General features: G+C 65.5%; 20 protein-coding genes. 12 read left to right on the top strand and 8 right to left on the bottom strand.

The genetic code is table 11. The features are described from left to right. The first annotated feature begins 172 nt into the window (after positions 1-172). Together GKC30_RS07680 and GKC30_RS07675 are read left to right on the top strand one after the other, a co-directional pair. Positions 173-598, top strand: coding sequence for an HIT family protein (locus GKC30_RS07680; RefSeq protein ID WP_155933722.1), 426 nt, complete (start codon positions 173-175; stop codon positions 596-598). 31 nt (positions 599-629) lie between these two features. After that, positions 630-917 carry an integration host factor subunit alpha gene (locus GKC30_RS07675; protein ID WP_155933720.1) on the top strand — a complete coding sequence of 96 codons (288 nt, stop codon included), beginning with the start codon at positions 630-632 and terminating at the stop codon, positions 915-917. Here the strand turns inward: GKC30_RS07675 and GKC30_RS07670 are convergent. From GKC30_RS07670 to GKC30_RS07655, 5 genes are all read right to left on the bottom strand, one after another. After that, entirely contained in the window at positions 904-1,557 is a 654-nt protein-coding gene (locus tag GKC30_RS07670) for an SPOR domain-containing protein (protein WP_196772837.1), read from the bottom strand. The genes GKC30_RS07675 and GKC30_RS07670 overlap by 14 nt on opposite strands. 168 nt (positions 1,558-1,725) lie before the next feature. Continuing rightward, a complete protein-coding gene (locus tag GKC30_RS07665; RefSeq protein WP_155933716.1) occupies positions 1,726-3,090 on the bottom strand; it encodes a B12-binding domain-containing radical SAM protein in 1,365 nt (454 codons plus the stop codon). An 11-nt stretch (positions 3,091-3,101) separates the two neighbouring features. Next, positions 3,102-3,278: a hypothetical protein gene (locus tag GKC30_RS14895; RefSeq protein ID WP_196772836.1), complete on the bottom strand. Its 177-nt coding sequence runs from the start codon at positions 3,276-3,278 to the stop codon at positions 3,102-3,104. A gap of 365 nt (positions 3,279-3,643) precedes the next feature. Further along, the gene (gene acs / locus GKC30_RS07660; protein ID WP_155933714.1) at positions 3,644-5,626 is read right to left on the bottom strand and encodes an acetate--CoA ligase; all 1,983 of its coding nucleotides are present in this window, start codon (positions 5,624-5,626) and stop codon (positions 3,644-3,646) included. A gap of 265 nt (positions 5,627-5,891) precedes the next feature. Then, on the bottom strand, positions 5,892-6,359 hold the full coding sequence (locus GKC30_RS07655) for a hypothetical protein (protein ID WP_155933712.1): 468 nt from the start codon (positions 6,357-6,359) through the stop codon (positions 5,892-5,894). Between the two features lie 161 nt (positions 6,360-6,520). Here GKC30_RS07655 and GKC30_RS07650 point away from each other — a divergent pair, with 161 nt between their 5' ends. From GKC30_RS07650 to GKC30_RS07640, 3 genes are read left to right on the top strand one after another with little or no spacing between them, the layout of a single operon-like run. Next, a complete protein-coding gene (locus GKC30_RS07650) occupies positions 6,521-9,226 on the top strand; it encodes a bifunctional acetate--CoA ligase family protein/GNAT family N-acetyltransferase (protein WP_155933710.1) in 2,706 nt (901 codons plus the stop codon). A 3-nt stretch (positions 9,227-9,229) separates the two neighbouring features. Beyond that, a complete protein-coding gene (locus GKC30_RS07645; RefSeq protein WP_367614029.1) occupies positions 9,230-10,426 on the top strand; it encodes a glycosyltransferase in 1,197 nt (398 codons plus the stop codon). Next, positions 10,423-11,040, top strand: coding sequence for a CPBP family intramembrane glutamic endopeptidase (locus tag GKC30_RS07640; RefSeq protein ID WP_155933708.1), 618 nt, complete (start codon positions 10,423-10,425; stop codon positions 11,038-11,040). Before GKC30_RS07645 ends, GKC30_RS07640 begins: the two co-directional genes overlap by 4 nt. 84 nt (positions 11,041-11,124) lie before the next feature. On the opposite strand, the gene rfaE2 is transcribed toward GKC30_RS07640, so the two are convergent. Next, on the bottom strand, positions 11,125-11,610 hold the full coding sequence (rfaE2, locus tag GKC30_RS07635) for a D-glycero-beta-D-manno-heptose 1-phosphate adenylyltransferase (RefSeq protein ID WP_155933707.1): 486 nt from the start codon (positions 11,608-11,610) through the stop codon (positions 11,125-11,127). Beyond that, positions 11,607-12,380: a YkgJ family cysteine cluster protein gene (locus GKC30_RS07630; RefSeq protein WP_155934033.1), complete on the bottom strand. Its 774-nt coding sequence runs from the start codon at positions 12,378-12,380 to the stop codon at positions 11,607-11,609. The genes rfaE2 and GKC30_RS07630 overlap by 4 nt, the downstream gene beginning before the upstream one ends. A gap of 170 nt (positions 12,381-12,550) precedes the next feature. Between GKC30_RS07630 and selD the strand changes: the two genes are divergently transcribed. The 4 genes from selD (at position 12,551) to GKC30_RS07610 (ending at position 15,237) form a co-directional block, all read left to right on the top strand. Continuing rightward, positions 12,551-13,597, top strand: a complete 1,047-nt coding sequence (gene selD, locus GKC30_RS07625) for a selenide, water dikinase SelD (protein WP_155933704.1) — start codon at positions 12,551-12,553, stop codon at positions 13,595-13,597. Between the two features lie 228 nt (positions 13,598-13,825). Beyond that, the gene (locus GKC30_RS07620) at positions 13,826-14,074 is read left to right on the top strand and encodes a hypothetical protein (protein ID WP_155933702.1); all 249 of its coding nucleotides are present in this window, start codon (positions 13,826-13,828) and stop codon (positions 14,072-14,074) included. Then, positions 14,071-14,562, top strand: a complete 492-nt coding sequence (locus GKC30_RS07615) for an acyl-CoA thioesterase (RefSeq protein ID WP_155933700.1) — start codon at positions 14,071-14,073, stop codon at positions 14,560-14,562. Before GKC30_RS07620 ends, GKC30_RS07615 begins: the two co-directional genes overlap by 4 nt. A 63-nt stretch (positions 14,563-14,625) precedes the next feature. Further along, the gene (locus GKC30_RS07610; protein ID WP_155933698.1) at positions 14,626-15,237 is read left to right on the top strand and encodes a VOC family protein; all 612 of its coding nucleotides are present in this window, start codon (positions 14,626-14,628) and stop codon (positions 15,235-15,237) included. Positions 15,238-15,257: 20 nt separating this feature from the next. Here GKC30_RS07610 and GKC30_RS07605 read toward each other — a convergent pair whose 3' ends face one another. After that, the gene (locus GKC30_RS07605; RefSeq protein ID WP_231117094.1) at positions 15,258-16,514 is read right to left on the bottom strand and encodes an HDOD domain-containing protein; all 1,257 of its coding nucleotides are present in this window, start codon (positions 16,512-16,514) and stop codon (positions 15,258-15,260) included. A 143-nt stretch (positions 16,515-16,657) separates the two neighbouring features. Between GKC30_RS07605 and sfsA the strand changes: the two genes are divergently transcribed. The 3 genes from sfsA to GKC30_RS07590 all read left to right on the top strand — a co-directional run bounded on the left by sfsA (position 16,658) and on the right by GKC30_RS07590 (position 19,698). Further along, positions 16,658-17,386: a DNA/RNA nuclease SfsA gene (sfsA, locus tag GKC30_RS07600; protein ID WP_155933694.1), complete on the top strand. Its 729-nt coding sequence runs from the start codon at positions 16,658-16,660 to the stop codon at positions 17,384-17,386. Next, positions 17,383-18,234: a DMT family transporter gene (locus tag GKC30_RS07595; protein ID WP_155933692.1), complete on the top strand. Its 852-nt coding sequence runs from the start codon at positions 17,383-17,385 to the stop codon at positions 18,232-18,234. The genes sfsA and GKC30_RS07595 overlap by 4 nt, the downstream gene beginning before the upstream one ends. Before the next feature lie 132 nt (positions 18,235-18,366). Next, complete coding sequence (locus GKC30_RS07590; protein WP_155933690.1) at positions 18,367-19,698, top strand: tetratricopeptide repeat protein; 1,332 nt, start codon at positions 18,367-18,369, stop codon at positions 19,696-19,698. Positions 19,699-19,723 lie beyond the last annotated feature (25 nt).

Here is a 19,723-nt window from a genome sequence, read left to right as displayed (position 1 = left end):
TGGATTATTCGAGAAAATCAGGTCAACCGACTTGATTTAAATGAGTTTCGCGGTTAGTAATACTGCTAGGAATGGTTACGTCCTTGGCGGCGCCCGGTCTGGAGGCCGGGCGCAAGGCCGGGATAACGCCCCTTTTTCGGGCGAATCTGGTCATTTATTCGAGAGGGGAGCGATGCGGCCAAGGGACAAGGATTGTATTTTCTGCAAGATCGTGGAGGGGGCCATTCCCTGCGCCAGGGTCTTTGAGACGGAGCATATCCTTGCCTTTCTGGACATCGCTCCCGTGCATCCGGGCCATGTTCTGGTCGTGCCCAAAGGGCACTACCCCACGCTTATGGATATTCCGGCCGAGCTGGGGACGGATCTGGCCGACGCCCTCTCCAGGGTGGGTCGGGCGGTGATGGAGGCCACGGCCGCCGACGGCCTCAACCTGATGCAGAACAATTTTGAAGCGGCGGGCCAACTGGTCCACCACGCGCATTTTCATCTCATTCCGAGGCATTCCGGCGATGGCCTGACCTTGTGGCCCCAGTCGGGATACAAGACTCCCGACGAGATGAGCGGCCTGGCGAAGACCATCGCGGGCCTGCTGAAATAAGCTTTGAAACCCTTTTTTCGGAGGCGACCCAATGAGTACCCTCACCAAGGCCGGCATCGTTGACTACATCTATGAGCGCACGGAAAGCAACCGCGCCGAGATCAAGGATCTGGTCGAAACCATTCTCGACATCATGAAAAGCGCGGTCAAAAAGGACCACGCGCTGCTCATCAGCGGGTTCGGCAAGTTCGAGGCCTACGACAAGCGGGCGCGCAAGGGGCGCAATCCCCAGACAAGCCAGACCATCACCCTGCCGCCGCGCAAGGTGGTCGTGTTCCGGCTGTCCCGCAAGTTCCGCTCGGAACTTAATCCGTCTTAAGCACGAACCCCTTGGGGTATTCCGCTTGGAGCCGGTCAAGGGCCGCCTCGGCAGAGCCGTGGTCGCCAAAGGCCCCGGCCTGGACGCGGATCAACCCGTCTCCGGTGGCGTCCAGCCTGGAGCCCTTGTACCCGTCGGCAATGAGGCGTGCGAGGGCTCTGTTCGCGTTTTCAAGGTCTGAGAACGCGCCCACCTGCACAAAGAAGCTCCCGCCCTCGACAACCTCGGGCAGGGCCGCGGCCGTGGCGCCGGGGTGCGTCTCGTGGGTAAGAGGGGCGTGGGCTGCGGCCGGGGCGTCGAAGGCTTCGTCGGCCGCAACCGGGCCAGTCGCCGCCGTGGCTGGCGCCGCCTCGGCGGGCAGAGGCTCCTCGCCCAGCTCGCTTTCGGCCACGCTCCGTCCGGCCTGCTCTGCGACGGGTGCATCCACCACATAGACCCCTTCGTTTTCGCGCCGCTCATCTTCCGGCCCCTTGGTGGCCGACGGCTCGGGCGTCTGCTCGGCGGGCAGAGGCGTGGCCCGCGCCGTTGGCCGTTCGGCCGGAGGCGAGGAAACGATATGCTGCCGAGCGCAGCCGCCAAGGGTCAGGGCTGCCGCCAGACAGACAGCGAGCATCATCCCGTTTTTTTTAGCATTCATCATTTGATTCGCCCTCTTGCGTTGGTCCTTCCGTGCCTGTGCCAGTAGCATACCCGACAGGGAAGAGTCTAGAATTAATCTAAATCCAATTGCTCCGGCAGCGATTGAGCAGCCATCCCAGGCGGGGTTGGCCGTGCCGCCGGATCAGGGGTGTCGCGGCGCGGGTGTTGGTCATCCCCGGAGCAGGGCCTTCCATCGGGCGGCTTTGTCCCAGGCAAAACCGCCGGGAACGCAGGGCCAGATGGAGTTGTTTTGAAACAACGGCTCCTCGGCGATGGGATAGGGGCTGGCCAGACACGCAGCATTGAACATGGGGCTGCCCGGGATGGGCGTGTAGTGGGCCAGATGGGGCCGGAAGCCGAAATCGTGCACATGGCGCACGGCCTGTTCCACTTGGGCCAGATCCTGGCCGGGCAAGCCAAAGAGGATGTACACGCCGATGTCGGCCAGCTCGAAGCCAGCGCTGACGAGGTTGGCGGCTCCGGTCTCCCATTCGCGCCGGGTCAGCTTGATGTCGTGGCGGTGGTCGAAGTCCGTGGTTTCGAGCCCCAGGCGCACGGTGGTCAGGCCACCGGCCTTGAGACGGCGGCAGGTGTCGGCCGTGAGGCTGCGCACGTGCATGGCGTTGGGCGTGTGCAGACGCACCTCGGGCCACCGGGTGGCCACGGCGTCGAGCACGGGCCACAGCCAGCGTTGCGGGGCCACCAACAGGGCGTCGTCATAGAAGGCGAAGTCGCGCACCCCGCGCATCTGCTCGACCTCCATGGAAGCCAGAACCGGGCCGGGGTCGGACTGGATGAAGCCGGGGTGCAGTGCCCGGCTGGCGCAATAATCACAGGCAAAGGGGCAGCCGCGTGAGCCGAGCACCGGGGCAAACTCCGGCGCGGGGTAAAGGTCCAGGGCAAGACGCAGCCCTGCCCCATCGGGCAAGGGCGGGACCTCGCGGCCCAGGGTGCGCCACAGTCTCGTCCAGTTTTCGGGTCTTTCCAGCGCTCCGTGTACCAGCAGGTCCGCCCTGGCGTGGCGGGCGGCGTGTTGCGCGCACAGGGTCGGGTAGGGGCCGCCCAGGATGCGCGTCGCGTCAGGCCACAGCCCGGCGGCCATCTCCAGGGCGTCGAGGGCACCCGGATACCAGTAGGTCATGACCGACGAGACCAGAACGGCGTCCGGCGGCGGATCAAGCCGGGCCAGCCCCTGGCGCACCATGTCCCGGTCCAGGCCGTAGCGGCTGTATCGGCGGCCGGTGAAGGCCAGGGCAGGGGGCGGCTCGATTTCGGTCTTGGGATAGTGCCCGGTGCCGTATCGGCCGGGCCGCGGCCAGGCCACCCCGTCCCAGGTGGGGTCCAGGCAGTCCATCAGGGCCACGGCCGCGCCTGCGCTACGGAGCATGGACAGGCAGGCCAGCAGCCCCACCGGCCGCGACCACAGGTTGAAGGCCGCGAAATCCGTGATCCACGGGTTGATGCCGAGCACCCGGAGGGGCCTTACACCCTGGCCGCCTGACCAGGGTATGTGCGGATGGGGCGGCCGGGTCATGGTCGGTTGGCCTAGCGGTTGAGGAAGCCCATCAGGGTGGAGACGGCGAGCATGGCGATGAGCACCGCCAGCAGGATGTTGGTGGTCCGGTTGCGCCGGGCGGCCCGCTCGGCCTTGCCCTTGGTGAACAGCCCGGCGATCAGGAAGATGAGCCCGAGGATGACGATGATCTTGAAAAGCATGCCCATGAACGGGGTGTACCGGATTTGGCAGGGAATGTCTTCCTGGCGGTGGGGTGGGCCGATCAAGGGAGAGAAGGCGAAGAGCCGCAATTCTCGTTTGGCTAGCTTTTCTTCTTAGGAGGCGCAATAGCCGGGGCAAACGGAGACCGGAAATACTGCGGTCGCGATGGGCGGAATAGGGCTGTGATCTCCTGATTTCTTCTTGCCCAGGTCAGTCACGCCATTATCGTTATCACTGGCGACAGGAGGAAGTGGTCGGAGTTGCGGTGCCGGTTCGGTGGCCCGCATCCATGGTGAAACTTGGCGAAAGCGGCCCGCCATCCCCATCGGGACGGCGGGCCGGTGAGTTTTCAGGCCGTGGCGTCGGTGAATCAGCGGCGCAGGTCGCGGTTGCCTTCCACCAGATCGGTGACCACGCCCGGATCGGCCAGGGTGGAGGTGTCGCCGAAGTCGCTGGAGCCTTCGACGATCTTGCGCAGCACGCGGCGCATGATCTTGCCCGAGCGCGTCTTGGGTAGGCCGTCGGCGAACTGGATGAACTCGGGTGTGGCGATGGGGCCGATCTCCTTGCGCACCCAGACCTTGAGATCCTTCATGATCTCGTCGGAGGGTTCGATGCCGGCCTTGAGGGTTACATAGGCGTAGATGGTCTCCCCCTTGACCTCGTGGGGCATGCCGACCACGGCGGCCTCGGTCACGTCCGGGTGGGCCACCAGGGCGGATTCGATCTCGGCGGTGCCCATGCGGTGGCCCGAGACGTTGATCACGTCGTCCAGGCGGCCCATGATCCAGAAGTAGCCGTCGCCATCCACGCGTGCGCCGTCGCCGGCTTCATAGGCGCCGGGGAATCCCGCGAAATAGGTGGTCTTGTAGCGTTCGGGGTCGCCGTAGACGTTGCGCAGCATGCCCGGCCAGGGCTTGTCGATGACCAGATGGCCGCCCTCGTTGGGTTCGGCCGGGGTGCCGTCGCGGCGCACGATCCTGGCCGAGACGCCGGGCAGGGGCAGGGTGGCCGAGCCGGGCTTGAGCGGCGTGGCAAAGGGCATGGCTGAAATCATGATGCCGCCGGTTTCGGTCTGCCACCAAGTATCGACGATGGGCAGCCTGCCGCCGCCGATGATCGAGTGATACCAAAGCCACGCCTCGGGATTGATGGGCTCGCCCACGCTGCCGAGCAGACGCAGGGAGGAGAGGTCGTAATGCCTGGCCCACTCGTCGCCCTCGCGCATCAGGGCGCGGATGACCGTGGGCGCGGTGTAAAAGATGTTGACCTTGAACTTGTCCACCACGCGCCAGAAGCGGTCCGGCTTGGGATAGCTCGGCACGCCCTCGAACATGACCGAGGTGGCGCCCAGGGCCAGAGGGCCGTAGACGATGTAGGAATGGCCGGTGATCCAGCCCACGTCGGCCGTACACCAGTACACGTCGTCGTCCTTGACGTCGAAAACGTACTGGGTGGTGTGGGCCGCGTAGGTCAGGTAGCCTCCGGTGGTGTGCAGCACTCCCTTGGGCTTGCCCGTGGAGCCGGAGGTGTAGAGGATGAACAGGGGGTCTTCGGCCTCCATCTCCTCATGGGGGCAATGGGCGGTGATGTCGTCCGCGCCGACCTCGTCATGCCACCAGGAATCGCGGCCCTCGACCATGGCGATGTCGTTGCCGCCGCGCCGGACCACGATGCACTGCTCCACGCTGGGGCACCCCTTGAGGGCCTCGTCCGCATTGGGCTTCAGCGGGATGGTCTTGCCGGCCCGCAGCACGGCGTCGGCCGTGATCAGCACCTTGGCCTCGCTGTCCTTGATGCGCGATTGCAGGGCAATGGCCGAGAATCCGGCAAAGACGATGGAATGGACCGCGCCCAGCCGGGTGCAGGCGAGCATGGCGATGGCCAGCTCCGGGATCATGGGCATGTACAGGGCCACGCGGTCCCCGCGCTTGACGCCTTTCTTCTTGAGCACGTTGGCGAAGCGGCAGACCTCGGTGTGGAGCATCTGATAGGTGTAGACCTTGACATCCGCCTCGGGTTCGCCCTGCCAGATGATGGCGGCCTTGTTGCGGCGGCCGTTGGTCAGGTGGCGGTCAAGGCAGTTGTACGAGACGTTGGTCCTGCCGCCGGAAAACCACTTGAACTGCGGGGTGTCGTAGTCTGTTTCAAGCACGGTGTCGAAATCGGAGAACCAGGTGATCAGTTCTTTCGCCCGCTCGCCCCAGTAACTTTCCGGGTCGTTGAGGGCGCGCTCGTGGACGGCCCGGTAGTCGTCCATGCTCTTGATCCAGGCCCGGGGCTGCATGGCCGGGTCGGGGTGGAAAATCTGTCCTTCCTTCTGCAAGCTCTCGATTTTTTTCTCTTCGCTCATGTGCATCTCCTGACTATCCTGTTGAACTGCGGCGAAAGGTGACGGCCCGTGCGGCCCGCTGGCCGTGGCGTCACGTCTGTGCGCTACCATGTATCGGACCCGGCGGGCAATCGTGACCGTTTTTAGGTGAACGGTCCGAATCCGCCCGGTGAACGGCAATCTTTCCTGGCCCGGCCCCGGCGAATGGACGCAACAAAGCGCGGCGGACTCCAGTCCTCCGCGCTTCATGAAGCCCTGCCCTGGGCATGCGCTGCACCGGCAAAGGCTAGAAATCGGCCACGCTGTTGCCGACCACTTCGGCTCTGGTGCCGCCCGACACCTGACCTCCCGCCCCGCGCAGTTTCTCCTGCGCCTTGAGCAACTGGTCGTTAAGCTGCATCAACTGCTCCTGCTTGGCCTGAATCTGCTGCTGCTTCTGTTTTTCCGGCAGGTCCGACTTTTCGAGCTCGTCGATATCCTCCTCCAACTTCTCGATCTGCTTTTTCAGGTTGTTGACGATCTGCTCCTGGGGGGACTCGCTGTCCTCGCTCCCGGATTCCGTCTCCTCGCTCTTGACCGTTGCGGCCAGGGCGCGGGCCTCCTGGGAGAGGGTCAGGGTGTCGCCCTGCTGCTCCGGCGTCTTGGCGGCCCGGGCCTGTTCGTCGGCTGTCTTTTCCAGTGTGGGCGCGGTGCGGATATCCAGAGCCTCGGACAACTGTGCCTGTCCCTGCATCATGCCGAGTTCGATAACCATGGCTGTCTCCTTTGCGTGAAAGCGGGTTCTTCAATGGGTCGTATCGGCGGTCTTGCGCCATTTCTTTAGGGCGACAGGGCGGCACAAGGCGGTTGCGCCGCAGGGACAAAACAAGGTAGCGTGGCCCATACCCAGCGCATTGCATCCAAGCAAGGAGCCCCATGAGCGTCATCAACCTGGAATATCTCTTCAAGCCCCGCTCCGTCGCGGTCATCGGCGCCACCAACGATCCGCGCAACGCAGGCAACATCGTCATGCGCAACCTCATGGCCGGCGGGTTTCTCGGGCCGGTCATGCCCGTGTCGGACACGGCCGAGGCCATTGCGGGGGTGCTGACCTATCCATCGGTCAAGGCCCTGCCCAAGGTGCCTGACCTGGCCGTGGTCTGCTCGCCGCTGGACGAGGTGCCCGAGATCGTCCACTCCCTCCGGCAGGGCGGCACCCGGGGGGCGGTGCTCATGGGCTCGGGGTTTTCGGGCATGAGCCTTGAGGAGAGACAGGATATCAAGGCCACCATCCTCAAGATCGCCACCCCGCCGGACATCCGCATTCTCGGGCCCAAGTCGCTTGGCTTCATGGTCCCCTCCCTCAACCTCAACGCCTCCCTGGCCCATGTGGGAGCCGCGCCGGGCAAGGTGGCCTTTGTCTCCCAGTCGGATTCGCTTTTTGCCACGGTCCTGGACTGGGCCCAGGCCAAGGGCGTTGGATTTTCGCACATGATCGCTCTGGGCAGCCGCATCGATGTTTCCTTTGCCGACATCCTCGACTACCTCGCCTCGGACCCGCAGACCCGGTCCATCATGCTCTATGTGGAGTCCCTCAAGGACGCCCGCGAGTTCATGTCCGCTGCCAGGGCCGCCTCGCGCAACAAGCCGGTGCTGGTGGTGCGGCCGGGCCAGGCACTGGATATCGTGCACGACGAGCACTGGCGGAGAGAAGACGGCCCGCACCGGCTCTGCGACGCGGTCTACGATGTGGCCTTCCGGCGCGCTGGCATGCTGCGGGTGGAAAACATCGACGGACTCTTCGACGCCGCCCAGACCCTGGGCACCCTGCGTCATGTCTACGGCCGCAAGCTGGCCATCCTGACCAACGGCACCAGCGCGGGCATCCTGGCCGCGGACAGGTTGCTGGCGGGCGGTGGCGAGCTGGCTCCGTTGGCCGATGAGACCGTGGCCGCCATCGACGCCCTGCTGGGCGAGGAGAACTGGTCGCGTTCAAATCCTGTGGGCATCCCCTACAACGCTGACGGCAAGGCCTATGCCGAGGTGGTCAAACTGCTGCTCAGGGACAAGGGCTCCAACGGCATTCTGGTCATGCACGTGCCCTGGACGGCCGTGCCGGACCTGGATGTGGCCACCGCCCTGTGCGAGGCGCTGAAGCGGGCGCACCGCATGGTGCTGACCGCGTGGCTTGGCTCGGGCACGGCAGTGCAGTCGCGGGAGATTTTCAGCCGGGCGGGAGTGCCCACCTATGAAACGCCCACCCATGCGGTGCGCGCCTTCCTCTACATGGCCGAATACCAGCGCAACCAGGAAATGCTCATCGAAACCCCCGATTCCCTGCCCACGGACTTTTTCCCGGACACGAGCCGGGCCAGGGAGATCGTGCGCAAGGCCCTGGATGCCGGGCGTTCGGGACTGACCGAGCCCGAGGCCAAGGACATCCTGGCCGCCTACGGCATCCCGGTGGTGGAGACGCGCATCGCGCAGTCGGCCAAGGAGGCGGTCATCGCGGCCGACGAACTGGGCTATCCGGTGGCCATCAAGCTCAGAAGCCCCCAGATTCCCCAGCCCTTTGACATGGGCGGGGTGCTCCTCGACCTGGAGACCCCGGAACGGGTCTGGGAAGGGGCGGCCTCCATCCTGGCCAGGGCCACCCGCGAACGGCCCGACGCCTATATCGAGGGCTTCACGGTCCAGAAGATGGGGCGCAGGCCCGGTGCCCACGAGCTGGCCATCTCGGCCGAGGTGGACCCGGTCTTCGGCCCGGTGCTGCTTTTCGGCCACGGCGGCATGGCCCGTGAGATGATCCAGGACTCGGCCCTGGCCCTGCCGCCCTTGTCCATGAGCCTGGCCCGCGAGTTGATCGGCCGTACCCGCATCGCCACCCTGCTCCGGGGTACGCCGTCGCACCCGCCCGCTGACATCGACGACCTCTCCCTGACGCTGATCCAGATATCCCAGCTCATCGTGGACGTACCCCAGATCGCGTCCATCGACATCAACCCCCTGTACGCCGACAGCGAGGGCGTCCTCGCCCTGGGCGGCAAGATCACCATCGCGCCCTTTGAGGGCGAGGGCGAGCGGCGCCTCGCCATCCGGCCCTACCCCCGCGAGCTTGAGGAATGCGTTACCCTCAAGGGAGGCCGCCATGTCACCATCCGGCCCATCCGGCCCGAGGACGAGTCCACCCATCGCGCCTTCCTGGCCAACCTCACGGACGAGGACCTTCGGCTGCGCTTTTTCGGGGTGGTCCAGCGCGACTTCGACCACAAGGACATCGCCCGCTTCACCCAGATCGACTACGACCGCGAGATGGCCTTCATCGCCACGGCCCTTGATCTGCGCGGCGATCCCGAGACCCTGGGCGTCATGCGTACCAACACCAAGCCGGACAACAGCGAGGCCGAATTCGCCATAGTGGTCCGTTCGGATCAGAAGGGCGAGGGCCTGGGCAGCCTGCTCTTCCACAAGGGTATCCGCTATACCCGCGACCGGGGCACCCTCCGTCTGACGGGCCAGACAATGCTCGAGAACAAGGCCATGCAGGGGCTGGCCCGCAAGTTTGGCTTTGTGGTCACGCCGGACCCCCACGACGAGGATTTGGTGGAAATGGTCCTGGACCTGGAGACGGTCAAGGAGTAGGCCGTGCCGCGCCTGACGGAATCGTCGTCCGATTCATTGCCCGAGGCTTCGGGGCAATCCACGGCGGCCCCGGCCACGGTCCATCACACGGGCCTTGAGTGGACCGGCGGGGCCACGCGTGTGGCCCGGCTGCTGGCCTCTGGAATGGCCGAAACGGGCGCTGGTGTGCGTCTGACCTGCGAGGTGGCCGAGCCCGGACCGCACGGGGAGGCGGCCTCGGTCCTGTCGGCGACCATGGTCGCGCCGTGCGGCTTCGGCCCGCAACTGGCTGCGGGCGAGACGGCCCACATCCACTGTACCGGCGACTGGCCCGGTCTGCTCAACGCCATTCCAGAGGGAGCCAGGGCGGTAATCACCCTGCACGACTGCGAGCTGTTCACCGGGGGCTGCCCCTATCCTCTGGACTGTCCGGCCCTGGACCGGGAATGCGCCGACCCTTGCCCCCGCAAATTTCCCCACAGCCGCCGGGTGCGTCAGGTCAAGCGCCTGTCGCTGCGTCGGCTCGGTCCGACCCTGGTCGCGCCGTCGCGCTGGCTGGCCCGGCTGGCCGGGGAGCACCTCGGGCTGCCCGTGGCCGTCATTCCCAACGGCATCCCCTGGCCCGCCCGCTCCATGTCCCGCCGAGAGGCGCGTGTCCGGCTGGGCATTCTTCCGGCGGCACGGGTGGCCGTGTTCGCGGCCCACGGGGGCCTCGGCGCGGCCTACAAGGCAGGGAGCGCCTGGCGCTCCCTGTGGCAGGGGATCAAGGCGCGGGTGCCCCAGGCTCTTTGCTTTGCCGTGGGCGGCGACAGCGAGAGCCGCGACGGAGATCTGGTCATCTGGCCCTATGTGGAGCGCGAACGCCTGGCCCTGCTCATGGCCGCCGCCGATGTCCTCCTCTATCCCACCCTGGCCGATAACCACTCCCTGGTCATCCTCGAGGCCATGGCCCAGGGGTTGCCCGTGGTGGCCCACGGCGTGGGCGGGGTGCCGGAGCAGGTGGCCCACGACACGACCGGCCTGCTGGTCGGGCCGGGCGACCGGGCTGGCTTTGTCGAGGCTGCGGCCGCGCTCCTGGCCGACCCGGCCCGCTGCCGGGCGCTCGGGGCCAACGCCTTTGCCTCGGGCCGCAAACGGTTCACGGTGGAGCGCATGATCGCCGACTATGCCAAGGTCTATGCCCGGCTCCGGGAGCCGCGCCCTTCATCGGAGGAAGAATGAGCCGCGCCACCATCCTTGTCCTGGCTTATCTCCCGTACTATCTCAATGATTTCGTTAACATCGCCGTCACAGACTACACGGTATGGGTGCTCATCGACTATGCCATGCGCTTTGGCATCCTCGCCTTTCTGCTGCTCATGCTCCGGCGCGGAGCCCTGGACCGGGCGGCCCTCGGCCTGTCTTGGCCGCCGGTCACGGACCTGATCCTGTGGACCGTGGGTACCTCGGCGGTAGCCATGGCCTATCTCTGGCTCTCGGAGTTCGTCCTGGCCCCGTATTATCCCACCTGGGCCTTGGGCGGGGTGCCGCTCGACACTGCCTCGCCCCTGTTTCGCTTTGATGCCACGGCCGGGCTGGTGCTGGTGGCCGTGAGCGAGGAGCTGGTCTGCCGGGGGCTGGCCCTGTCCGTGCTCCGACCGCGCCTCTCCACCCCGGCCCTGTACGCGGTCTCGGCCCTGCTCTTCTCCCTGATGCACTGGTCCCTGTCGGCCCACACCCTGACCGACGCCTTTGTCTACGGCCTGATCCTGACCCCGGCTGTCCTGGCCACCGGCTCTGTCTGGCCCTCCACCATCGTCCATTTCCTGATCAATTTCGTCCTCTACAATATGTAGGGGCCGACCCCGGCTGATCCGGCCCAAGGAAAAAGGCCCGGAGCGCAGTGCTCCGGGCCTTTCCTCAGGTGGGGAGAAAAGGGTTCAGCCTTTGCGGAGGCGCTCCACGAAACTGGTGGTGGAGTATCCGGGCAAGAGCGGCAGACTGTGGACCGTGCCGCCAGCCTGCTCGACCACCTCGCGGCCCACGATGGTATCCGGAGCCCAGTCGCCGCCCTTGACCAGGACCTGGGGCCGGACCGCCTTGATCAGTTCCAGCGGCGTGGACTCGTGGAAGACGATGATGGCGTCCACGCAGGCCAGCCCGGCAAGAACGAATGCGCGTTCGTCCTGGGTGTTCAGCGGTCGGTCATCACCCTTGCCGAGCATCCGCACCGATTCGTCGGAATTGAGACCGAGGACCAGGAAGTCCCCCAGGGCGCGGGCGCGGGTCAGCAGATCCACATGCCCTGGGTGCAGGATGTCGTAGCAGCCGTTGGTGAAGACCAGCCGGTGGCCGGAGGGCAGCTCTGCCTTTCTCTTGAGAAAGGTGCGGATGGACATGAGCTTGGGGTTGGCGGGCAGGGTCATGACGCTCTCCGGGCAACAAGGTTCGGGGTGGTTTGGAAGAGCATCAGCTCAAGCCAGTCCAGGGCGAATTCCAGGGCGGCTGCCTCATCCTTGAGCACGGCCTCGCGACGCTCCGCGTCCATCTCCAGGCGGTCGAAGAGCCGGGTCTGGACGATGAAGCGCTGGAATTCGTCGAGTTTGTAGAGGGCCAGGGTGGCCATGTGGCCCATCTTTTCGGGCACGGGGGAGCCGGTCTGGCGGATGCGGGCCAGCAGGTGCATGAAGCGGTCGTTGCTGGCGGTGTAGGCCAAGAAACCCTGGTCCTGCTTCCAGGAGTCGCCGGTCCATTCGTGCGGCTCGGCAAAGCCGAGACAGTGATCCTCGCGCACGATGAAAAAATGCTCACGCACCCCGCCCTGGCCATCGGGCCGGGTGGCCCTGCCCAGGGGATACATGCGGCAGGCTCCGGGCCTGTCCGGGTAGACCGAGCATCCCGCGTCGCGGACAAAGGGACAGCTGCGGGCCTGATTGTCTATCATCCGCAGCCGGAACTCGGGAAACCCGGTGTCCGGCACCCGGTGCATGGTGGTGTGGGCGCGCAGGAAATCGACGCTGCCAAGGCCCAGGGAGCGGCGAAGGCGCAGAATGTCGTAGGGAGTGAGCACCAGGTTGAGGTCGCTGCAACAGGCGTTGAAACAGGCGATGTCCGGGTGGCACCTGAAGTGGTATGTCTTGCCTTGTTCCAGCTCGGGCAGGCTGGCCAGGAATTCCTTGGTCTGGTCGTCGTGCATGGCGTCTCCGGTCTTGGGTGCGCCGGGACGGATCGGTTCCCGCCCCGGCACGAGGAGTCCTAGCACGGTGCCGGGCCGATGGCAAAGCCTGGCGGGCGGGTCAGCCAGGCGGCCACTGCGTCCTTTGCATTGCCCCGGCTCTCTGATAGAATCGGGAGAAAGGAGAAAGCATGACGAAGCTCAAGCTCGTAAGCATGGTCAAAGCGGCCGGCTGAGCCGCCAAGATCGCTCCGGGGGACCTGGAGCAGGCACTTTCGGGCATGTATGCCCGCACGGATGACCGCGTGTTGGCCGGAGGCCCCGGCGACAACGAGGACGCTGTTGTGTTGACCTTTCCTCCGGGCAGGGCGTTGGTTCAGACCGTGGATTTTTTCACCCCGGTGGTCAACGATCCCTACCGCTTCGGCCGCATCGCCGCGGCCAATGCCCTCTCCGATGTCTACGCCATGGGCGGCGAACCCTTCTCGGCCATGAACATCGTCTGTTTCCCCGTCAAAAAGCTTCCGCCCGAGGTGCTGCGCGAGGTGCTGCGCGGCGGCCGCGATGCGGTGGTGGAGGCCGGAGCCGTGCCCTCGGGCGGTCACAGCGTGGAGGACGACGAAATCAAGTACGGCCTCGCCGTTTCCGGCACGGTCGATCCGGCACGGTTCGCGTCCAACCGGGGCGTTAGCCCCGGAGATGTGCTGGTCCTGACCAAGCCCGTTGGCACCGGGGTGTTGGCCACGGCCATCAAGGGCGAGATGCCGGGCTGCGAGGCCATGGAGGACACCCTGTTCGCGGTGTGCGGACGGCTCAACCGGGCTGGCGGCCGGGTCATCGCCGAGCTGGGGCTGACCGGGGCCACGGACATCACCGGCTTCGGCCTGGGCGGCCACCTCATTGAGCTGGCCGATGCCAGCCGCGTGACCATGGAGCTGAACATGGACGCCGTGCCGCTCATTCCCGGTGCGTTGGATCTGGCGGCCATGGGCCTGCTCCCGGCCGGGTCCATCTGCAACCGTATTCACTACCTGCAACGCACCCAGGTGGCTCCGGGCCTGGACCCTATTGCCCTGGACATGATGTTCGATGCCCAGACCTCGGGCGGGCTGCTCCTGGCCGTGCCGCCGGACAAGCTCGACCGGGCCGTGGCCTTGCTGGAAGCGGCCGGGGATCTGGCCGCGCAAGTCGGCGTGGCCCGAACCAGAGACCAAGACACCCCCCTGATCATCCTCTGACCAGGGGGGGAGTCGCGCCCCCGGCCCCCCATCCCCTCCTTTCCCCAAACTTTTCGGCTTCAAACCGCAACCCGGGGGTCCAGGGGCCTTAGGCCCCTGGCGGGTCCAGGGCAGCGCCCTGGTCTCCCCGAAGGGGCCGCCGGAGGCTTCCCGGTCCCGGCTGCTTGACACCTCGCGCCACGCTCTGTCATCAAAAAGCATGACGCCGTGAAATCAGGGGAGGTCCCAATGAGCAAGAAAGTTCGCTCTGTCCGTGTGCCAAGGGAGCTTGAGACGCTGAATCTCTCGGCCCTCATCCACGAGTGCGGGAAGCATCTGCGCGACCTCGAATCCGCCACCCTGCTCAGGCAGCAGGGCAATGCGGAGGCGGCCGAGGCGCTGATGCGTACCCGTCAGGCCGACCTGGGCCGCAAGGTGGGCAAGCTGGTCTGGGAGGCGCGGGTTCAGTACGGGAAAAGCAAGGGAGAACAGGCATGAAGCCGAAATCGGCCAAGGAATCCGAAGTCGTCATGACCCATCTGGTGTTGCCTCAGGACGCCAATCCGGCGGGCAACCTGCATGGCGGGGTCATCCTGCGTCATATAGACACCACGGCGGGCGTGGTGGCCAAGCGGCACACCCGCGGCAACGTGGTCACGGTGTCCATCGACCGCATGGCTTTCAAGCAGCCCGCCTACATGGGCGAGCTATTGATATTCAAGGCCAGCCTCAACCATGTGGGCCGCTCCAGCATGGAGATCGGCGTCCGCGTGGAGGCCGAGAACCTGCGCACAGGCGAGGTCAGGCACACCAACTCCGCCTACCTCACCTTTGTGGCGCTGGACGACGGCGGCAAGCCCACCCCGGTGCCGCCCCTGCTGCTGGATACGCCCACGGCCGAGCGACGCCACCGCGAGGCAGAGCTGCGGCGCGAGATGCGCCAACGCGAGCGGGCCATCGAGGAGGGCAAGGCCCAGCCTTGCTGATTGCTTCCGGCCCCGCTGCATTGTCCCGGCCGGTTGACCCCGGCCCGAGCCAAAAGGAGCGCCATGCCCACCTACACCGGCATCAATCATCTGGCCATGGTCACTGGCGACATGGACGCCACCCTGCGCTTCTGGCGCGACCTGCTGGGAATGCGTCTGGTGGCCGGGCTGGGCCATCCGGGCTATCGCCATTATTTCCTTGAGATTTCCGGGCAGGACATGATCGCCTTTTTCGAGTGGCCGGGCATCGAGCCCGTGCCCGAGCGCGATCACGGCTTTCCGGTGCGGGGTCCGGTCTGTTTCGATCACGTCTCCTTCGGGGTGGCGGGCCAGGACGACCTGTGGGAGATCAAGGACAGGCTCGAAGCGGCCGGGTTCTGGTGCTCCGAGGTGGTGGACCACGGCTTTATCCATTCCATCTACGCCTTTGATCCCAACAACATTCCCATTGAGTTCAGTGCTCCGGTAGCGGGGGTGGACATCCGCAGAACCCCGGCCATGGCCGACAGCGAGCCCTGCGCCGAGGCCTGCAAGGGACCGGACCCGCAGCCAGGGGTCTGGCCGCCCGTAACCCGGCCCACGCCGCAGGAGGACCGGCTGGCCTACGAGGGCGAGGGAGAGAAGGTGCTTGAGGCCGTCAATGCCCCTGGCCGGGGCTGGCCGCCCAAGGGGTGATCGGTCGGGACCGGGAGGCGTTAAGCCTCGTCCGGGAAGAAGGCGGCCATGACATCGTCGGCCTGGCGTTCGGCCTGACGCACGATTTCCGGCAGGTCCGCCTCGCTTAACCCGAGCCGCTTCCACGCCCGCATGTCCAGCTCCGGCACGAGGGAGGCGCCGCTGGAGCCGATGCCCAGGCCGTGGGTGACGAAGTCGGCCGCGTGGACCACCGCCGCCTCCATGGGCATGGACGCCTCCATGGGCGTGTGGTGGTGCTGGACCAGCACCTCGAGAAAGGCGGGCAGCCGCCAGCTCTTGAGCATCCGGCCGCCGATGTCGGCATGGGTGCAGCCCCAGACAGCGCGTTCGACATCCACCAGTCCCCGTCGTCCCACTTTGGCCGGTCGCAGCACCTCGATGGACGCCTTGAGATGGTTCTTGAGCATGACCAATCGGCCGATGTCGTGGAGCAGTCCGGCCACGAAGAACTTTTCGTCGCCGTCCAGCCCGGCCCGTCCAGCCAGCAGCCGGGCCACGATGCCGCAGGTCACCGAGTGGAGCCAGAATTCCTTGAGGGTGAAGAATTCCTCGGGCACCCCGTCAAAGGCGGCGATGATCGACACGCCAAGGGCCAGGTTGGTCAGCTGGTTGGTGCCCACGATGGTCACGGCCCGCGACAGGGTGTCGATCCGGCTGGGAAAGCCGTAGAAGGGGGTGTTGACCATCTTGAGCAGCCTTGCCGAGAGGGCCACATCCTTGCTGATGACCTCGGCCACGTAGGAGGCCGAGCTGCGCGGGTTGTTCAGGCTCTCGGTGATCTGGAAGAAAATGGCGGGCAGCGAGGCCAGCTCCATCTCCTGGCGCACCACGGCCTCGGGGCTGATGCCCGTCTCGCTGGTGGGCGGCGGGGCGAAGATGTCCACGGTATCGTCATGCTGGCAGGCGGCGACCATCCAGCGCGCCTGCTCGGGCGCAAACCCACGCGCCTGGCGCAGCACATAGAGCCGGGCCAGTTCCCTGACCACGGGCCGCTGGGCGTTGTTGAGGACAAAGCGCTGGGCCGCCAGGATCTTGCAGGCTTCGAGCACCTCGGGGTGGATCTGGTCAAAGGAGGTGAAGCGGTCGTTGGACTCGTTTTCGTCGCCCTGAATGTCGGCCTCCACCACGCCCCACACCCGGCAGGTGCGGATGTGCGCCTCGGTGAGCATGGCCCCACGGGGCAAGAGCAGGCGGCCCTCGGCCGTGGTCAGGTCGTTGGCCAGGGTCATGCCCGGCGCAAGCTGCGACAAAATCATTTTCGGCACGGACATCCTCCCCGCAAAAACAGTCCCGTGTTTACCAGGGTAGTCGATTTCCGACCCCCAGGCAACAGGAATACTCCTTGCCACCGGATCAAAAGAGTGAGAAATCCGTTGCTTGAAGTCAAAAGGGAGGCGAATTGGCTGACACCGCATGTTTCATCCACCACCCCGGCGAATGCTGCCGGGCCAGGTTCGTCAGGCGATACAAGCGGTTCACCGTGGAGGCTGTGGCCCTTGACGGCCCTGATTCCGGCCGCACGGTACTGGCCCACACCAACAACACCGGCTCCATGCTCGGCCTGTTGCGGCCCGGAACCGTGGCCCTGCTTTCGCCTGCAGCCAGTCGCGGCCGCAAGCTGCCCTACACCCTGGAGGCCATGGAGCTGCACGGCCGGTTCGTGGGAGTGAACACCCTGACCCCGAACCGGATGCTGCGCCGCGCCTGGGAGACTCGCTCCCTGCCGGAGCTGGCGGAGTACGACACCTTCCGCGCCGAGGCCCGGACCGGCCAGAGCCGCCTGGATGCCCGGCTGGACGGCCCGGGCGGCCCGCTGTGGGTGGAGTGCAAGAACGTGACCATGGTGGAGGACGAGGTGGCCTGTTTTCCCGACGCCGTGACCGAGCGCGGCCACAAACACCTGCGCGAGCTGATGGCCCTGGCCGCCACCGGGGCGCGGGTGGCCCTCTTCTTCCTCATCCAGCGGACCGACGGGCGCTGCTTCGGCCCGGCCGACGTGGTGGACCCGGTCTATGCAGGATTGTTTTACGAGGCCCTTGAACGGGGCGTGGAAGCCTGGCCCCTGGTTGCCCGGGTGGACCGATCCGGGGTCCGGCTCGGTCGCAGGCTTGCGGTGGTGCGGCCATGACCGGGTTCATCGTCGGAGCCGTGATCATCAGCTTCTCGTCGATCATGGTCAGGCTGGCCGACGTGCCGCCCGACGTGGCGGGGTTCTATCGTCTGACGGGCGGCGGTCTGGGCATGGCCGTGATCCTCTGGCGGCTGGGCAAGCTGCGCCAGATGACGCCGCATGTCTGGCGCTGGTCCCTGGTTTCGGCCGTTTTTTTTGCCGCCGACTTTTACTGCTGGCACCGGGCCATCGGGCTGGTGGGGCCGGGACTGGCCACCATGCTCGCCAACTTTCAGGTCATCGCCCTGGCCGCGGTCTCGGTTCTCTTTCTGCGGGAGCGCGTTTCCAGGCCGTTTCTGCTGGCCATCCCCATGGCCCTGACCGGGCTTTATCTGATGGTCGGCGTGTCCTGGGCCTCTTTCACCCCGGAGTTCCGTCTGGGCGTGGTCTATGGCCTGCTGACCGCCCTGTTCTATGCCCTGTATCTGCTTGCCCTCAAGTTTTCCCTGAGCCGGGCCGGGGTCGATGCCCTGGCCATGGCCGGGGCCGTGGCCCTGATCACCGGGCTGATGCTCGGCGGGCTTGCCCTTGGCCGGGGCGACTCCTTTGCCATCCCGGACACCCGTTCCCTGGCCGCCCTGGCCGCGTTGGCCCTTGTCTGTCACGCTGTGGGGTGGTATCTCATCACCCGGGGCATCCAGCAGGTCCGCACCTCGCTGGTGGGGCTCATCCTGCTGTTGCAGCCCACGCTCTCCTATGTCTGGGACATCCTTTTCTTCGACAAGGCGACCAGCCCGGTGGAGTTGACCGGCGTTGCCCTGGCCCTGGCGGCCATCTATCTCGGCTCCCTCAAGAAACAGGGGTGAACAGGCGGGCCGCGATCCTGGGAAAATCATACCCTTCCGATGAAACATGGTTCATGATCACCCTGCTGCGCGGACGGGGAACCTGCGCGAAAAACCATACCGCCCGGAGCAAGGGACGGGCATGAGGGAAAAATGGCGGACAAGAAATACGATTCCATTGTTTACGATTTTCTGGAGAACAAGGGCGGAGTTATCCTGCTCCTGAGCGAAGACCCCATCTTCAAGAAGACACTTTCCTCGACCATCTTCAAGATCATCGGCACCAAGCGCGACTGTCTCTTCGCTTTTGAGGATGTCCAGGCGGGGCTGCGCAGGCTTCAGGAATTCCAGAAAAGCAAGGTCGAGTGCATCGTCTTCATCGAGCGGCTCATGGGGGGCCGTCCGAGCACGGACACCATCATCACCATCAAGCGGCTTTTGCCCGACCTTCGGGTCATCGTCCTGGTGGGCGAGACCAAGCGCGAGAACATCGCCTATTTTTACGAGATCGGCGTCAACAACGTCATTTCCAAGCCCGCGTCCATGAACAACATCATCGAGAAGATGGCCTTCACCATCAAGCCCCAGGGCAAGCTGGGCGAATACATGGACATGGGCAAGCGGTTCCTGGCCTCGGGCAAGTATCGGGAAGCCCTTCAGGTCAGCGACAAGATCCTGGCCATCAAGCCCAACAGTCCGGCCGGTCTCATGCTGCGCGGCGATGTCTACCTTGAGGCGGGCCGACGCGAGGAGGCCGTGGAAAGCTACATGAAGGCGCACGAAAGCTCGCGTCTGTATCTTGAACCCCTCAAACGGCTGGCCCGCGCCTACGAGGGGGTTGATGAAGACAAGCATCTGGAATATCTCAAGAAGCTTGACAGACTCAGCCCGCTGAACACTGATCGAAAGACCGACATAGGCCGGGTCCACGTGGCTCGCAGGGAGATGGACCGGGCCGAGAAGTATTTTGATCAGGCCATCGAGGCCGCCACACGCGAGGCCATGAGCATGGTCGGCTCCGTGGCAGAGCGCATCTCCGAGGCCGTGGCCCAGGTCTCGCCGCAGATGTCGGAAAAGTATCTGACCAAGGTGCTTGAATCCAAGGGAAACTCCCTGTGCAAGGACGACATCGTGTTGTTCAACAAGCTGGGCATTGCCCTGCGCGGCCAGGGCAAGTGGCGCGAGGCCATCGACAACTACAGCCGCGCCCTTCAGATTTCGCCCGACGACGAGGGGCTTTACTACAACATGGGCATGGCCTACTTCGACGGCGGCGACAAGCGTATGGCCGCCAAGTGTTTCGAGACCGCCCTGAGCAAGAATCCCGAGTTCTACAAGCCCAGCGAGGTGGCCTCCCTCAACCTGGGCACCATCTACGGTGACCTGGGCCAGCCCGACAAGGCCAGGGGATTCCTGGAAAACGCCCTGGCCCTCAACCCGGGCAACACCACGGCCAGACAGAAGCTCCACGGTCTGACCAAGTAGCCGGGGGAGGTCCGCCTTGACCCTG

Source organism: Pseudodesulfovibrio alkaliphilus (assembly GCF_009729555.1).
GTDB lineage: Bacteria > Desulfobacterota > Desulfovibrionia > Desulfovibrionales > Desulfovibrionaceae > Pseudodesulfovibrio > Pseudodesulfovibrio alkaliphilus.
The sequence above is the reverse complement of the archived record's forward strand: the minus strand, read 5'-3'. Positions and strand labels throughout refer to the sequence as shown.

Excerpts from the sequence above, each read along its gene's own strand:
- GKC30_RS07665 (WP_155933716.1), bottom strand. The coding sequence starts at position 3,090 with ATGACCCGGCCGCCCCATCCGCACATACCCTGGTCAGGCGGCCAGGGT.
- GKC30_RS07615 (WP_155933700.1), top strand. The coding sequence starts at position 14,071 with ATGAAGCCGAAATCGGCCAAGGAATCCGAAGTCGTCATGACCCATCTG.
- GKC30_RS07675 (WP_155933720.1), top strand. The coding sequence starts at position 630 with ATGAGTACCCTCACCAAGGCCGGCATCGTTGACTACATCTATGAGCGC.
- GKC30_RS07595 (WP_155933692.1), top strand. The coding sequence starts at position 17,383 with ATGACCGGGTTCATCGTCGGAGCCGTGATCATCAGCTTCTCGTCGATC.
- GKC30_RS07650 (WP_155933710.1), top strand. The coding sequence starts at position 6,521 with ATGAGCGTCATCAACCTGGAATATCTCTTCAAGCCCCGCTCCGTCGCG.
- GKC30_RS07680 (WP_155933722.1), top strand. The coding sequence starts at position 173 with ATGCGGCCAAGGGACAAGGATTGTATTTTCTGCAAGATCGTGGAGGGG.
- GKC30_RS07640 (WP_155933708.1), top strand. The coding sequence starts at position 10,423 with ATGAGCCGCGCCACCATCCTTGTCCTGGCTTATCTCCCGTACTATCTC.
- GKC30_RS07605 (WP_231117094.1), bottom strand. The coding sequence starts at position 16,514 with ATGATTTTGTCGCAGCTTGCGCCGGGCATGACCCTGGCCAACGACCTG.
- GKC30_RS07620 (WP_155933702.1), top strand. The coding sequence starts at position 13,826 with ATGAGCAAGAAAGTTCGCTCTGTCCGTGTGCCAAGGGAGCTTGAGACG.
- GKC30_RS07590 (WP_155933690.1), top strand. The coding sequence starts at position 18,367 with ATGGCGGACAAGAAATACGATTCCATTGTTTACGATTTTCTGGAGAAC.
- acs (WP_155933714.1), bottom strand. The coding sequence starts at position 5,626 with ATGAGCGAAGAGAAAAAAATCGAGAGCTTGCAGAAGGAAGGACAGATT.
- GKC30_RS07655 (WP_155933712.1), bottom strand. The coding sequence starts at position 6,359 with ATGGTTATCGAACTCGGCATGATGCAGGGACAGGCACAGTTGTCCGAG.
- GKC30_RS14895 (WP_196772836.1), bottom strand. The coding sequence starts at position 3,278 with ATGGGCATGCTTTTCAAGATCATCGTCATCCTCGGGCTCATCTTCCTG.
- rfaE2 (WP_155933707.1), bottom strand. The coding sequence starts at position 11,610 with ATGACCCTGCCCGCCAACCCCAAGCTCATGTCCATCCGCACCTTTCTC.
- GKC30_RS07670 (WP_196772837.1), bottom strand. The coding sequence starts at position 1,557 with ATGATGAATGCTAAAAAAAACGGGATGATGCTCGCTGTCTGTCTGGCG.
- GKC30_RS07610 (WP_155933698.1), top strand. The coding sequence starts at position 14,626 with ATGCCCACCTACACCGGCATCAATCATCTGGCCATGGTCACTGGCGAC.
- GKC30_RS07630 (WP_155934033.1), bottom strand. The coding sequence starts at position 12,380 with ATGCACGACGACCAGACCAAGGAATTCCTGGCCAGCCTGCCCGAGCTG.